We start from the raw sequence: 14,705 nt of genomic DNA, 5'->3' as shown, positions 1-14,705 counted from the left end.
GATTGTGGTAGGATGAGATAGAAAAAGTTTTACTGGTGTTTGTTATTTTGCTCTAAGTAGGGAGGCTGCAAGAATGAGTGCGGTAAACCGTATATTGGATAAAGCTTTACGCGGTGAGCGTTTAAACCTTGAAGATACCGTGACGCTTTTTGAAAGTGATGAGATTGAGAAAATTGGTCATGCGGCGGATGTGATGACAAAGCGTCTGCATCCGGATCCTATCACGACATTTGTTATCGGCCGGAATATCAATTACACGAACATATGTGATGTGTTCTGCCGTTTCTGTGCTTTTTATCGCAGACCGGGCTCTTCCGAGGGCTACGTTCTGCCCGATGAGACGATCTTCCAGAAGATTCAGGAAACCGAGGATGTGAACGGTACTGAAATTCTGATGCAGGGCGGAGTCAATCCGGATTTGCCTTTCAATTATTATACGGATCTGCTTCGCAACATTAAGAAGCGGTTTCCTAACATTACGATGCATTCCTTCTCCCCGGCGGAAATTATGAAGATGGTGGAGATCTCCGGGCTTACGCTCGAAGAGGTGATGCGCGAGCTTCACAGCGCGGGTCTGGACTCATTGCCTGGCGGCGGTGCAGAAATTTTGGATGATCGTATCCGCAAAAAAGTCAGCCGTCTGAAAGGCACATGGCGCCAGTGGATGGATGTCATGCAAACGGCCCATAAAGTCGGTATGAACACGACGGCTACTATGGTGATCGGCCTGGGCGAAACGATGGAAGAGCGTGCGCTACATATGCTTCGCGTACGTGATGCGCAGGATGAATGCATTCAGAACGGTTATGATTCCAAAGGTTTCCTGGCCTTCATTCCATTTACGTTCCAGCCGGACAACACGAACCTTAAGCGTGAGCGTGAAACGCCGGAGGCGTACTTGAAGACGGTAGCCATCGGTCGCTTGGCAATTGATAACGTTCCGAATCTGCAGTCGTCCTGGGTAACGATGGGACCTGAGATCGGCAAGCTGTCACTCAGCTATGGCTGTAATGACTTTGGCAGCACGATGATGGAGGAGAACGTGGTTTCTTCCGCAGGAGCCGTGTATAAGGTCAATATTGAATCGATTATTCAATTGATCCGTGAGACCGGCAACATTCCGGCTCAACGCAACACCCGGTATGATATTCTGCGCGTGTTCGAAGATAACAGCACCGTTGAGCGCGACTTCGTCATGCAGAACTAATTCTATACTTCATGAAGATCCGCAAGGCGGGCCGAGCAACTCGGTCCGCTTTTTGCGCGCCATTTATTAGATATTCTTTCGGACTTGCTTGTTTTTCCAAGCAGGAGTTCCGTATATCCCCGAGCGGGTCCCCATATACTGAAAAGGGAACTCGAAAGGAGTGATTCCATGGAACTGTTCAGCATCTCTGTCGGTACACGGACGGAAGACGAGAAAAAGGCGTTTCACCGTATATTGTCAGACAAGCAGAAAGAGCTACATAAACAATGCAAGCAGCTGAAATTCACATTCAGCGCTTCGGATGACCGCGTGATTTGGACGTGCTCCGGCAAGCTTCCGCTGTCCTCATGGACCGCATCGGCCGACACGCTGCGCCGGCTCACTGCCGAAGCAGTCACTGCTTATATTATGGAAGAGAAGGAGCAGGAGATTGCTGCACGGTTAATGTTCTCGGAATTCGAGTTTGATGATGAGGAAGAAGCAGGGCGGATTCTGCAGTGGTTTTTGATGCTCCTGCAAAAAGAGGAAGGCCCGTCCGGCGATTTCTGGCAGAGCCGCAGGCGCAAGCTGTCTGAAGGCATATATCAGTGCCTGAATGAAGCAACTGAGCTTAACCTGGATGGATTTATGACCTTCCGACTTCAGTCCTACGAACAGGAGCTCCGCGAGATGGCGGAGTATGCAGTGGATGAATTTATGCTCGATCAGCAGTACGAGGAGTTCGTCAGCCTGCTGAAATATTTTGTTTATTTTCAGGAGCCCAAAATGCCGCTGGTTCACGTCATTCATAAGGGGGAGGAAGATTTTCTGCTGCTGGATGGCAATCTTCGCCCGATTGAACGTCCTCGAGATGAAGGACTCATTATGGAAAGGCTGGACCAGGATATGGAGATTGAAGATATGGTGGTCAGTACGCTGATTTCGGTATCTCCGGCCCGCATGATAATCCACACAAGACAGCCTGAGCTTCCCGTCATTGTGACATTGGCTCACATCTTTGATAACCGCGCCGAAGTATGCTGCAGCTGTCCGGAATGCAGTGCGCTTCTCGGAAGCGGACGAATGATGACTTGACGCACCGAAGCGGTGAGGATTATAATTACTGATAAATTCACGTAAAAGCTCTGACAAAGACATGAATCAATCCGGATTTGACCGCTCAGAGAGAGGAACCTCGGCTGTAATTTCCTCCGGTTCGCCATTGATTTACCCCTTTGTAGCTGTGTCGTCGAACCCGCACATCATGATGAATGCGGATGAGTAGGCTTCACCGGTTCATGACCGTTACTCAATGCTGATGAAGGATCTTAATCAATTATGTACCAGGTACATAAGCTGATGGAGAGATCGAATTAGGGTGGAACCACGGGTATAACACTCGTCCCTTCGCGGGACGGGTGTTTTTTGCATGTTCCGGTATCTTTCGTTGAAGTCCAGGCGGGACCGAGCGGTTCATGCCTGGAGTTCGCGGGGAGACTAACGCGTCCTTCATATATGGAAGAAACGTGAAATTCTTTTTCTTGGGAGGAATACAAGGTGGCTATTAGCATTAAATTGCCTGACGGCTCTGTACGGGAGTATGAGGCGGGCAGCAGTATTGAGGATGTGGCTGCGTCAATCAGCAGCGGACTTAGAAAGAATGCGGTCGCGGGAAAAATGGACGGGATCGTCGTGGATCTCTCGACGCCGCTTCAGGACGGAGCTTTGATCGAGATCGTAACCCAGGATACGCCTGAAGGGCTTGAAGTGATGCGCCACAGTACAGCGCATTTGCTGGCTCAGGCAACCAAGCGGTTGTATGGAGCGAAAGAAGTAAAGCTGGGCGTGGGTCCGGTCATTGAGGACGGCTTCTACTATGATATGGATCTGGAAGAGCCTTTGAATCCGGAGGACCTGCAGAAGATCGAGAAGGAAATGGAACGCATTATCGGAGAGAATCTTCCGATTGTCCGCAAGGAAGTGAGCCGTGCGGAAGCGCTGCGCATCTTTGGCGAGCTTGGGGATCCTTACAAGCTGGAACTAATCGATGCCCTGCCTGAGGATAGCGTTATCACGATCTATGAGCAAGGCGAATTCTTTGATCTCTGTCGTGGCCCGCACGTCCCTTCAACCGGCAAGATCAAAGTGTTCAAACTTATGAATGTGGCAGGCGCATACTGGCGCGGCGACAGCAAGAACAAAATGCTTCAGCGCGTTTACGGTACGGCGTTCGTGAAAAAAGCGCAGCTCGATGAGCATCTTCACCTGCTTGAGGAAGCCAAGAAGCGCGATCATCGTAAGCTGGGCAAGGAATTGCAAATGTTTACGTTCTCTCAGCTCGTTGGACAAGGCCTGCCGATCTGGCTGCCAAACGGCGCGAAATTGCGCCGTACCCTGGAGCGTTATATCGTGGACATGGAGGAGCGCCTTGGTTACCAGCACGTGTACACGCCTGTGCTCGGAAACGTGGAGCTGTACAAAACTTCCGGTCACTGGGAGCACTATCAGGAAGATATGTTCCCGAAAATGGAGATGGACAACGAGGAACTTGTTCTTCGTCCGATGAACTGCCCTCACCATATGATGGTATATAAGAGCGATATGCACAGCTACCGGGATCTGCCGATCCGTATTGCTGAGCTTGGCATGCAGCACCGCTATGAAATGTCCGGTGCACTGACCGGCTTGCATCGCGTGCGCGCAATGACGTTGAACGACTCGCATATTTTCTGCCGTCCGGATCAGATTAAGGAAGAGTTTGCACGAGTTATTCAGCTGATCATGACCGTCTACAAGGACTTTGGCATCCATGATTATCGCTTCCGTCTTTCTTACCGGGATCCTCAGGATACCGAGAAGTACTTCCAGAACGATGAAATGTGGGAAATGTCCCAGCGTATGCTGCGCGAAGTCGTCGAGAGCCTGGACATGCCGTTCTATGAGGCCGAAGGCGAAGCTGCCTTCTACGGTCCGAAGCTCGACGTTCAGATCCGTACGGCTCTAGGCAAGGAAGAGACGCTGTCAACCGTTCAGCTCGACTTCCTGCTGCCTGAGCGTTTCGAGCTGGAATACGTCGGCGACGATGGCCAGAAGCATCGTCCGGTCGTTATCCACCGCGGTATCCTGGGCACGATGGAGCGTTTTACTGCTTTCTTGCTTGAGAATTTTGCAGGTGCGCTGCCGCTGTGGCTGTCACCGGTACAGGTTAAAGTCATTCCGGTTTCCAATGCCTTTGAAGACTATGCCAAGGAAGTGGCCGAGAAGCTTCAATTCGCCGGTATTTCCGTCGAGTCGGATCTTCGCAACGAGAAGATGGGCTACAAGATTCGGGAAGCTCAGCTCGAGAAGATTCCTTACATGTTCATCGTTGGCGAGAACGAGAAAAACGCGGGTGCGGTTTCCGTTCGCAAACGCGGCGAAGGGGACATCGGTGTCCAGCCGCTGGACGAAATCATCCTCAAGCTTCGTGAAGAAATTAACACCCACGTCGTTTAAGTTTAGCTATAAGTGCATGTTCAAAAAGGTCGATTTTCAGCACCGAGAAGGTTGGATGAAGCTAGGGAGTGAGGAGCGGAGCGTACGTTTTGGGTACGTGAGCACCGGAAGGCCCGGCTGAATTCAAGATTCGATGCCGAGCTGCTTCCTGATTCGCTTCGTGTTAGATATAGAATTTATGAGTTATCAGTGGAACTGATGAAATTCTATATCGCAAGAAAACCTACCTATGCATCGCGGTCGCTCATCCTTGAAGTGGCCTCGATAGAGGTTTTCTTATCAAAAGCGGACTTTTTGAACAACCTCTATAAAGCTTAAGTAACGAGGGAACATGCAAACCTCTGCCATCACGTATATTCTATTTGGGAAGTGGGAACCCTCGCTAGTAAGGGGGAGGTACTCACATGATCCAATGGAAAAAGTGGCAGAGGTTTTTTGCTGGTTTTATTTTATCAGCCGTCTTGTTTAGTGCAGGTTCTTCAATGGTAGAAGCGCAAAATCTGATTCTAAGCGAATCCTATGATTCAACAGACTTCAGAAATGTGTATGATCCGGCCGGGGAAATTCAAGGCTCCGATTACGTGGAGATGTCTCGCTTCTATGCGCTTCGTGTAGCAGGTTTTAGCGATATGAATAGATACTTGGAAGTTCCGAATACGGGGCCTAAGGCCAGCGAGCCTGGGAAGAAACGCGAATCCATGCCTGTGCTTGCGCCGAGGGAGGACCAGGTGCTGCATACGGTGAAGGTAACCGCTACAGGGTATACGGCAGGTTATGAATCGACCGGGAAGAAGCCGGGACATCCTCAATATGGAATCACCTACTCCGGGGTGAAGGTTAAGCGGGATCGAAATATGGTATCTACGATTGCCGCGGATCCGAATGTATTCCCGCTTGGAAGTATTCTCTATATACCGGGCTATGGCTATGGAATCGTAGCGGATATCGGCTCTGCGATCAAAGGGCAAAAAATCGATCTTTACTTCTCCACAACCAAACAAGTGTTTAAGGAGTGGGGGAAGAAGGACGTCGAGGTACAGGTTATTAAAACCGGAAGTGGCAAATGCACGGAAGAAATGCTGAGAACCCTGGATAACGCGATCGAAACCTATCGTTTCCTGCCTTCATCTGTTTTGAAGGAAGCCATTTAGGGTGATTTTGGCGCATAGATAGGCAGTAAACATTTAAGAATAATGCCTCCCTGTTCATCACATACTACTTTTCGGGGGCCAAACCCCTGAAGAGGATGATGGTATTGCATAAGAACAGGGAGGTGAATACTGTGGCTAAAAAGAACAAGGTACAAGAAAACTTTAAAACACCGAATGAAAAGTTTAACGCTGAGTTTGCTGAAGATACCAGCATAGCCAGCAACCCAAAAGGGAACTCCAAAGTTCAGGAGAACTTCAAAACACCGAATGAAAAGTTTAATGCTGAGTTTGCTGAAGATACCAGCATAGCCAGCAACCCAAAAGGGAATTCCAAAGTTCAAGAGAACTTCAAAACACCGAATGAAAAGTTTAATGCTGAGTTTGCTGAAGATACAAGCATCGCCAGCAATCCAAAAGGGAATTCTAAGGTTCAGGAGAACTACAAAAAGCCGAACGAGAAGTTTGATGCTGAGTTTGGCGAACTGAATACACCTGGGGACCATTCCGCTAACCGTTAAGGTTAGATGTTAGCGTCCGTTCGTGCAAAATAAGACCTCCGCTTTAGCGGGGGTCTTTTATTATGGTTTAATTCCCATTTTTATCCATGGACTCAGTCTCAAGACCGAGATCAACTTCATTCCACCGCCGCTAACCTGTTCATTGCAATATGTTGTACACTGTAGTTAAGAAAAAAATAGAACTGGAAGGCAAGGGGATGACCATGAGTAGAAAAGGATGGAGCCAGCTTAGCAACGGTTTGCTGCTCATCGGTATTGGTGTGGTGTTTCTTCTAAATCAGCTCGATATGATACATGTGGATCTTGGTTATATATTCTCGACCTTTTGGCCGGTGTTCATCATCTGGTTCGGCCTGCAAAGCTTAATTTATGCACGTGGAGGAGCACTATGGGGCTCCGTTGTGCCAATCATAATCGGATCGTACTTTCTTGGAAGAAACCTGGATTTGATTGACTTCTCATTCGGCGATCTGATCAAGTATGCGATCCCGATTATCTTGATTGGGTTTGGATTGCAGGTTATTTTTAAACCGAAACCTCATACGCCGCCGCCATCACCGCCAAGCCCGGATGACTTCAGCTCGCATCGGCGCGAGGATTACAGCATCCCCGATCCGCCTGAAGCGCGTCCGCTTGATTCTTCCCTGGATGAAGAATTCGAACGGAGATTTGGCAAGCAAGACAAGGCTGACAAGACTGAGAATATTCTGCCTGATCCAGAATCAGAATCACCGGATTTCCATGAGCAGGGTAAGGGTTACCGCTGGCAGGGACAGCATCATGAACGTCAGCGCCAGGACCGTCAGGATCGCAGCCGGTTCAGAGTTCATGTTGATTTTGATGATAACGGCAAAAGCTACAGCCGCGGATCGGATTATAAGGATGAACAGCACCACCAACACGACCATCATCAATCTTGGCACAGCCATGATGCGGTGAACAAGTCCTCTTTTATCGGGGACGTGCATATGGGGAAAGATTATTTTCAGCTGAAGCCGACAAATATCTCGCAGTTTATCGGTGATACGGTGCTGGATCTGACTAAAGCCCAAATCCCTTACGGTGAAACGAAAATTAACATCTCGGCGTTTATCGGGGATGTCAAAGTATTCGTTCCGAATGATTCGGATGTCGGCATTCATGTAACGACCAACTCCTTCATCGGCGATATGAAGGTGCTGGAGGAAAGCCGCAGCGGCTTTATGAGCAATGCCGGTCTGGAAAGCCCGCATTATAGGGAAGCAGGTAAGAAAATTCGAATCACCGTCAGCGTATTTATCGGTGATGTCAAAGTGAATAGGGTAGGATAACCGTTATGATGGGAATATTGAAAAATACAAAATGGGTGATACTGTTTTACTTTTTGTCGATTGGAGCCGGGGTTGCTGTTTTCCTGTATACAGCAAACCAATCCGGCTACATACATATTGAAGATAACCGGCTGTGGGTGTATTACACGGTCGGTGTACTTCTGTTTACGGGGATTGCGGGATACATTGCGGGACAGCGCATCCAGCGACCGCTGGACCTCCTTCATCTGAACATGCTGCAGGTTGCCAAAGGAAATCTGAACGTGCGACTGCCAGCCATGGAGGACGGCTCTTTTGCCAGAGTATACGATGAGTTTAACGGAATGACAGAAGCGCTGGAGAAGAAGATGAAGCTGTTGCAGCGCCTGGGTGAGCAGGATGTCATTGAGAAAGAGATTGCTGCGGAAGCCGCGGTGCTTGAGGAACGACGCCGGATGGCAAGGGACCTGCATGATACGGTCAGTCAGCAGCTGTTCGCGATCCATATGTCGGCTTCATCGCTTCCGGCGGTTCTGAAGAGAAACCCGGAGCAGGGCGATAAAGTGCTTGGCCAGTTGATTGAGATGTCTCACGTGGCACAGAAGCAGATGCGTGCGCTAATTGCACAGCTTCGGCCTGTTGAACTGGAAGGAAGAACCCTAGAGGAGGCACTCGAACGGTGGTTCCCGGATTACTGTCGCCAAAATGGCCTAAAGGGCATGAAGGATGTTGAACTTTACGGCGGAGTGTCGGATGCGATTGAGCATCAGCTGTTCCTGATTATACAGGAAGCAGTGGCTAATATTGTGAAACATGCCGGTGCAAGCCTTGTCAGCATGTCGCTTCGTGAGGATCAGAAACGCGTTATTTTAAGCATTAGCGACGACGGAATCGGGTTTGACGAGGTGGCAGGCAAGCAGGGTTCATACGGGCTGTCCACGATGCGTGAGCGAGCCGAAAAGCTTGGTGGACAGGTCGATATTATAAGTAAAAAGGGTGCAGGGACAACAGTTCGCGTGAATATTCCGCTGTTTGAGGCCGAGGGTAATCAGGGACCGACTGCGGAAAAGAGTAAGGATCAGGAAGTGCTGGCTGAGCCAGTGGAATAGAGAGGGGACAACATCATTATGGGAACGATTCGGATATTGCTGGCAGATGATCATGATATGGTTCGGATGGGATTAAAAACGTATTTGTCACTGGACCCGGGATTTGAAGTGATCGGAGAGGCCGCAAACGGCCAAGAGGTCGTTGATATGTTAAGAAATGGGGATGAGGCAGACCGGCCTGATCTCATTCTTATGGATCTGATGATGCCGGTGATGAACGGGGCAGAGACCACACGTGCGGTCATGTCCGAGTTCCCGGACCAGAAGATCGTGATTCTGACCAGCTTTCTCGAAGACGAGCTTGTGGTTGAGTGCATTGAAGCGGGGGCTGTTAGTTATGTACTGAAGACCGTTTCGGCCGACGAGCTCATCTACGCTCTTCAGGGAGCGTTCAGGGGTATGCCGGTCATGACCAAAGACGTGTCGGAAGCACTCACCCGCGGGATCCGCCGACATATGGTGAACGGCGATGATTCCGGGCTTACCGAGCGCGAGAAGGAAGTTTTGCTGCTCATTGCCGAAGGCAAGAGCAACAAAGATATCGGCGAAGAGCTGCACATCAGTATTAAAACGGTCAAAACCCATGTCAGCAATCTGCTGATGAAGTGTGAGCTGGAAGACCGCACACAGTTGGCGATCTACGCCCACCGTAAGGGATGGGTCAAAATGTAGCGACTCCACTCGAATCAGATTCCCTTGACGCGGCCTTAGCTTTCTTTTTATCTGCCTTTTAATTGTTTTTAAGGTACTATTAAGGTTTATAGTACACAATAAGAACAGTTAATCAATTAAACCACTTGGAAGCAAGTGATTTTAAATAGGAGGTAGACCTATGGACGACCAAAGAAAGCGCTACGGGTATCCGGATGATGAGGGAATGAACAACGAGTCGAATAACAATGAAGCACCGAGACGTGAGGAAGCATCCACGAAGAATTCGTCCTATTACTATTCTTACGGACCGTTTCAGTCCATACCCAGCGAACGTGATGATCAGCAGCCAGAGCGGCCATACCAGAGCCGGGAATCGAAGGAAGTGGAAGTTACCGCTCCGCAGCCTGTCAAACCGATTCCCTCCTCCGGTTTCTCGCAGTCACATTCCTCCGGAAGCCAGGGGGGCGGCGGGTCTATGGATTCGATGCAAAGAAATAAAGAATGGAACTACAGCCAGAAGCCTAAAAATTCCGTGAAGACGGTGCTGTTGTCCTTCATGGCGGGTGTCCTTGTCATTTCCAGCCTGATGTTTGCCGCTGACCGCACGAATCTGTTTACACCTGATGCGGCGTACTCATCAGAGCCAGCCCAAGAAACTTCAGCCAAAGTCGATGATAACGGCGGAGCTACTACGGCCTCGACCATGATTCCTTCGGGTCAAGGAGATGTATCAGCGGTTGTAGATCAGGCGAGTCCTGCCGTTGTACTGATCGAGACGCTTGTAAACAGCAGCAATCGCCAAAGCACGAATCCGAATATGAATGATCCGTTCTGGTACTTCTTCGGCGGCGGCCAATCGAGCCAGGAAGGAAATGGCGGAAACAGTGGAAACGGTGGAAGCAGCAACAACGGAGGTCAGGAATCCCAGCTTCAGCCTTCCGGCATCGGCTCGGGTTTCATCTTTGAGAAGTCCGGATACATTTTGACGAATGAGCATGTGATCCATGGCTCAGATGTGATCCAAGTAACGGTACAGGGTACCAAAAAGCCTTATGAAGCGAAGCTGCTCGGTTCCAGCTATGAGCTCGACTTGGCCGTACTAAAAATCGAAGGGGCCGATTTCCCGACGGTGCAACTGGGTGACTCCAATTCGCTGAAGGTCGGTGAATGGCTTGTTGCCATCGGTAACCCGCATGGTTTTGAGCATACGGTAACCGCAGGCGTACTTAGCTCGAAGGAACGCGAGATTGATATTCAAGGAACGAACGGCGAAGCTGAGCGGAATTATGAGCATCTTCTGCAAACCGATGCCTCGATTAATCCGGGTAACTCCGGCGGACCGCTTCTCAATCTGAAGGGCGAGGTTATCGGGATGAACGTAGCCGTCAGCGCCGAAGCGCAAGGGATCGGATTTGCAATTCCGTCCAGTACGATCAAGGAAGTTGTGGAATACCTGAAGAATAATCAGGAAGTTCCGAAAGAGCCGATTCCGTTTATCGGGGCAAGCCTGGGAACGGTCACTCCGCAAATTGCCCAGTCTTTGGGTACCGACGTGAAGGAAGGTTCTTATGTTGACAGCGTTGTATTCCGTTCGCCGGCTTATGAAGCGGACCTGCGTCAATATGACATCATTGTGGGCGTGGACGGAACAAAATATCCGACCTCGAAGGATCTGACTGAGTTCATACAATCGAAGAAGGTTGGAGACAAAATCACACTGAATGTGGTTCGTAACGGTAAGAATATTGATTTGCCGCTGACGATTGGGGACCGTAATAAGTTTGATCTATCTCAACAACAGCAGCAACCATAACCATTGATAGGCGTGACAACAAGCGGAAGGGACCATTCCCTTCCGCTTGTCTTGTCCTTAAGGCGACCGATATAATGGGATTGTAACGTCGTACTAAATTTAACGCTAGAAGATAGAGGAGATGCCGCTATGCGATCCCGGATATTAATTGTAGATGATGATGAGAAGATTATTTCCATGCTGCGCAGGGGACTTGCGTTTGAGGGCTATGACGTCCTAACCGCATCCAACGGAGCAGAAGGCTTGAAGGTGATATTGAGTGAGGACCCGGACGTTGTTGTTCTGGATGTGATGATGCCTCAAGTCGATGGATTTGAAGCGTTGCGCAGACTCCGGGAAGGCGGAAGCACGACACCGGTGCTGATGCTGACCGCGAAGGATGAAGTGGAGAATCGGGTGAAGGGACTGGATACCGGAGCGGATGATTATCTGGTCAAACCTTTCGCGCTGGAGGAACTGCTTGCCCGCGTACGGGCTTTGCTACGCCGTAAAACCGGGGACGATAGCTCTAACCACCGACTGACCTACGAGGATCTTGTGATGGATACCGATGCAAGGGAAGTCATTCGCAGCGGGCAGCGACTGGAACTAACCGCCAAGGAATTTGAGCTGCTGCACCTGTTTATGCAAAATCCGAAGCGGGTGCTGTCCCGCGATTTAATAATGGATAAAATATGGGGCTATGACTACAGTGGGGAGTCCAACGTGCTGGAGGTTTATATCGCCATGCTCCGGCAAAAGACCGAGGAACATGGAGGTAAACGGCTGATCCAGACGATCCGCGGAGCCGGCTATATTTTAAGAGGAGATAACTAGCATGTCCATTCGGTTGAGACTGACAGCATGGTATACCGGCATTTTATTCGTGACACTGCTGATTTTCAGCTCGGCGGTGTATGGCTTTGTCCATTTGTATACGTATGAGGAGTTAAAGCAGCGGATTGTACAGGAAGTCAACAAAATTGGTGTGACATCTGGAGCAGTATCGCTACTGCCTGATCGTTCTTCCACTATTAATATGGAAGCAGCTGACTTATACGTGCAGCTATATACATTCTATAATGGAGCTGTTTGGAGATCTGGTAATATGGAGTTTAGCGGTTTGAGGTTTGAGAACCCAACCGTAGAAAGAGCCTTAAATACTACGAAAAACGAATTTAAGCGATTTACGGTAAAGGGTAATTCATTCCTGATATTTGAGGCACCCGTATTCGAAGAAAGGACAGGGAAACTATATGGATGGCTACAAGTCGGTGCAAACACCCGAACCATCGAGCAAACCTTAGATCGACTCCAATCCATTCTCATCATGGGATCTGCAGCAACACTTGTCATTGCTTCAACATTAGGGTTATTCCTCGCCCGGAAATCCATGAAACCAATTGGCAAGGTAACGGAGGCAGCGGAGCAGATTCAGAAGGGGACCGACCTCAGCGTACGAATCGAATACGATGGTCCGGAAGACGAGATTGGTCAGTTGATCGGCACGTTTAACGGGATGCTTGAGAGGACGGAGGGGTTTTACAAAGAGCTTGAAGATGCCTATGCTGCGCAGCGCCGATTTGTATCGGATGCTTCCCATGAACTCCGAACGCCGCTGACTACCATCCGGGGGAATGTGGATCTTCTCCAGAAGATGTGGACGGAAGCCCCTGGCGAGAGAGCGAATATGGACGAAGAAACGATTAAGCAAATCTCGGTCGAAGCGGTGGGAGATATATCTGATGAAGCGAAGCGGATGAGCAGACTGGTGAACGATATGCTGTCTCTGGCACGGGCTGATACCGGCCAGACCTTTGAACTGGATCCGGTGCCCCTGCAGCCTTTGGTTGAAGAGGTCGCAAGGCGCGCTCATTTCCTCGAGAAAACCGCTGAGTGGCATGTCGGAGAGCTGTCTGTCCTGAACGGGGTTTATGTAGAAGGAAATAAGGACTACTTACAGCAGATGCTGTTCATCTTTATCGAGAATGCGTTCAAGTATACGCCGGAGGGTGAGGTCAGCCTGGATGTCGTCCTGTACAAGGGCCAGGTTGGTCTGCGCATTTCGGATACGGGGATCGGTATGGATAAGGATGAGGTTCCGTTTATATTCGAGCGTTTCTATCGAGCGGACCAGTCCAGAGGCGTGACGAGCGGGACCGGTCTTGGACTGTCTATCGCCAAATGGATTATTGATGAGCACAAGGGCTCTGTCGAGGTTGTTACCCGAAGAGGGGAAGGCAGCACCTTTATCGTCTGGCTGCCCGTCGTCTTTGCTCCTCCTCTGGAATAGGTTATAATAGACTGGATACTTTACGTATTACAACGGAAAGCAGGTGAGGATCATCGAAGTCTTGAAAATATCACCGAGAGGTTATTGTTACGGTGTCGTTGACGCTATGGTCTTGGCACGTCAGGCGGCCCAGAATCTGGATCTTCCTCGGCCTATTTATATATTGGGCATGATCGTGCATAACAGTCATGTCACGCAATCCTTTGAGGATGAAGGTATCATCACGCTGGATGGTCCGAATCGGATGGAAATCCTGAGTCAGGTGGAGAGCGGCACCGTTATTTTTACCGCACACGGTGTCTCTCCCGAAGTGCGCAAGCTTGCGAGAGATAAAGGGTTAACCACGCTCGACGCAACTTGTCCTGATGTGACGAAAACCCATGATTTGATCCGGGAAAAGGTAGCGGACGGGTATGAGATCATTTATATCGGGAAGAAGGGACATCCCGAGCCGGAAGGCGCGATCGGGATCGCACCGGAACACGTGCATCTGATCGAGAAGGAAGAAGAGATTGAACAGCTTCAGGTAATTTCGTCCCGAATCATCATTACGAACCAGACAACGATGAGTCAATGGGATATCAAGCATATCATGAAGAGTCTGCTCGATAAATTCCCTGGAGCGGAGATTCATAATGAAATTTGCCTTGCAACGCAAGTGCGGCAGGAAGCGGTAGCTGAGCAAGCGGGCCAGGCAGATTTGGTCATCGTGGTCGGGGATCCGCGCAGTAATAACTCGAACCGTCTTGCACAGGTATCCGAAGAGATAGCTGGCGTTCCGGCTCACCGCATTGGCGATGTGACGGAGCTTAAACGCGAATGGCTTGAAGGCGTAGGCAAAGTGGCTGTTACATCAGGGGCATCAACACCAACTCCAATTACCAAGGAAGTCATCGCCTATTTGGAACAATATGAACATGATCAGCCGGAAACTTGGGAGATCAAACGTACGGTGAATATGAATAAACTGCTTCCGCCCGTTCGGGTGAAGAGTAGGTCATAAGAATGGAATACTAATTTTCTTAATGCAATCGTCGCGATTTTATCGTGACGGTTGTATTTTTTGGTGATATCCGTACGTCCTTAATATTATTTTGTCATCGTCCTATTTGGCTCCTTTTCTCGAACAGGGGGATAAGCGTTTATTTTCATGATAACCTATGATATATTAGGAGTTCGAGTCCATTGACATTACAGAAAATGGTTTATAGCATACCA

At 49.5% G+C, this 14,705-nt stretch carries 12 protein-coding genes; all 12 read left to right on the top strand.

Translation table 11 applies throughout. The annotated features are described in order from the left end of the window. The first annotated feature begins 73 nt into the window (after window positions 1–73). The 12 genes from mqnC (at window position 74) to J7E85_RS15555 (ending at window position 14,490) form a co-directional block, all read left to right on the top strand. Window positions 74–1,207, top strand: coding sequence for a cyclic dehypoxanthinyl futalosine synthase (mqnC, locus tag J7E85_RS15610; protein ID WP_015737124.1), 1,134 nt, complete (start codon window positions 74–76; stop codon window positions 1,205–1,207). 168 nt (window positions 1,208–1,375) lie between these two features. Next, the gene (locus tag J7E85_RS15605) at window positions 1,376–2,281 is read left to right on the top strand and encodes a putative sporulation protein YtxC (protein ID WP_215159241.1); all 906 of its coding nucleotides are present in this window, start codon (window positions 1,376–1,378) and stop codon (window positions 2,279–2,281) included. Between the two features lie 462 nt (window positions 2,282–2,743). Continuing rightward, window positions 2,744–4,681 (top strand): threonine--tRNA ligase, encoded by a 1,938-nt coding sequence (thrS, locus tag J7E85_RS15600; protein ID WP_215159239.1) that lies wholly within the window; start codon window positions 2,744–2,746, stop codon window positions 4,679–4,681. 629 nt (window positions 4,682–5,310) lie between these two features. Next, window positions 5,311–5,832 carry a 3D domain-containing protein gene (locus J7E85_RS15595; protein WP_483311322.1) on the top strand — a complete coding sequence of 174 codons (522 nt, stop codon included), beginning with the start codon at window positions 5,311–5,313 and terminating at the stop codon, window positions 5,830–5,832. A 131-nt stretch (window positions 5,833–5,963) separates the two neighbouring features. Continuing rightward, complete coding sequence (locus J7E85_RS34060; protein WP_251035737.1) at window positions 5,964–6,350, top strand: hypothetical protein; 387 nt, start codon at window positions 5,964–5,966, stop codon at window positions 6,348–6,350. 197 nt (window positions 6,351–6,547) lie between these two features. Further along, window positions 6,548–7,660 (top strand): cell wall-active antibiotics response protein LiaF, encoded by a 1,113-nt coding sequence (gene liaF / locus J7E85_RS15585; RefSeq protein WP_215159374.1) that lies wholly within the window; start codon window positions 6,548–6,550, stop codon window positions 7,658–7,660. 5 nt (window positions 7,661–7,665) lie between these two features. Next, window positions 7,666–8,748, top strand: coding sequence for a sensor histidine kinase (locus J7E85_RS15580; protein ID WP_215159235.1), 1,083 nt, complete (start codon window positions 7,666–7,668; stop codon window positions 8,746–8,748). Between the two features lie 18 nt (window positions 8,749–8,766). After that, window positions 8,767–9,420, top strand: a complete 654-nt coding sequence (locus J7E85_RS15575; protein WP_076324472.1) for a response regulator — start codon at window positions 8,767–8,769, stop codon at window positions 9,418–9,420. 160 nt (window positions 9,421–9,580) lie between these two features. After that, the gene (locus J7E85_RS15570; protein ID WP_215159227.1) at window positions 9,581–11,215 is read left to right on the top strand and encodes a S1C family serine protease; all 1,635 of its coding nucleotides are present in this window, start codon (window positions 9,581–9,583) and stop codon (window positions 11,213–11,215) included. A gap of 129 nt (window positions 11,216–11,344) precedes the next feature. Further along, on the top strand, window positions 11,345–12,031 hold the full coding sequence (locus tag J7E85_RS15565; protein WP_213643504.1) for a response regulator transcription factor: 687 nt from the start codon (window positions 11,345–11,347) through the stop codon (window positions 12,029–12,031). Between the two features lies 1 nt (window position 12,032). Continuing rightward, window positions 12,033–13,487 carry a sensor histidine kinase gene (locus J7E85_RS15560; protein ID WP_215159225.1) on the top strand — a complete coding sequence of 485 codons (1,455 nt, stop codon included), beginning with the start codon at window positions 12,033–12,035 and terminating at the stop codon, window positions 13,485–13,487. Window positions 13,488–13,539: 52 nt separating this feature from the next. Next, entirely contained in the window at window positions 13,540–14,490 is a 951-nt protein-coding gene (locus J7E85_RS15555) for a 4-hydroxy-3-methylbut-2-enyl diphosphate reductase (protein WP_215159372.1), read from the top strand. Window positions 14,491–14,705 lie beyond the last annotated feature (215 nt).

This window comes from Paenibacillus sp. ISL-20, assembly GCF_018613005.1.
Lineage (GTDB): Bacteria > Bacillota > Bacilli > Paenibacillales > Paenibacillaceae > Paenibacillus_AQ.
This window is presented reverse-complemented; position numbering and strand designations above follow the sequence as displayed.

Bases quoted from the DNA above. Each gene is read 5' to 3' on its own strand.
- J7E85_RS15605 (WP_215159241.1), top strand. From the start codon at position 1,376: ATGGAACTGTTCAGCATCTCTGTCGGTACACGGACGGAAGACGAGAAA.
- J7E85_RS15565 (WP_213643504.1), top strand. From the start codon at position 11,345: ATGCGATCCCGGATATTAATTGTAGATGATGATGAGAAGATTATTTCC.
- J7E85_RS15575 (WP_076324472.1), top strand. From the start codon at position 8,767: ATGGGAACGATTCGGATATTGCTGGCAGATGATCATGATATGGTTCGG.
- J7E85_RS15570 (WP_215159227.1), top strand. From the start codon at position 9,581: ATGGACGACCAAAGAAAGCGCTACGGGTATCCGGATGATGAGGGAATG.
- J7E85_RS15560 (WP_215159225.1), top strand. From the start codon at position 12,033: ATGTCCATTCGGTTGAGACTGACAGCATGGTATACCGGCATTTTATTC.
- J7E85_RS15595 (WP_483311322.1), top strand. From the start codon at position 5,311: ATGAATAGATACTTGGAAGTTCCGAATACGGGGCCTAAGGCCAGCGAG.
- liaF (WP_215159374.1), top strand. From the start codon at position 6,548: ATGACCATGAGTAGAAAAGGATGGAGCCAGCTTAGCAACGGTTTGCTG.
- J7E85_RS15580 (WP_215159235.1), top strand. From the start codon at position 7,666: ATGATGGGAATATTGAAAAATACAAAATGGGTGATACTGTTTTACTTT.
- mqnC (WP_015737124.1), top strand. From the start codon at position 74: ATGAGTGCGGTAAACCGTATATTGGATAAAGCTTTACGCGGTGAGCGT.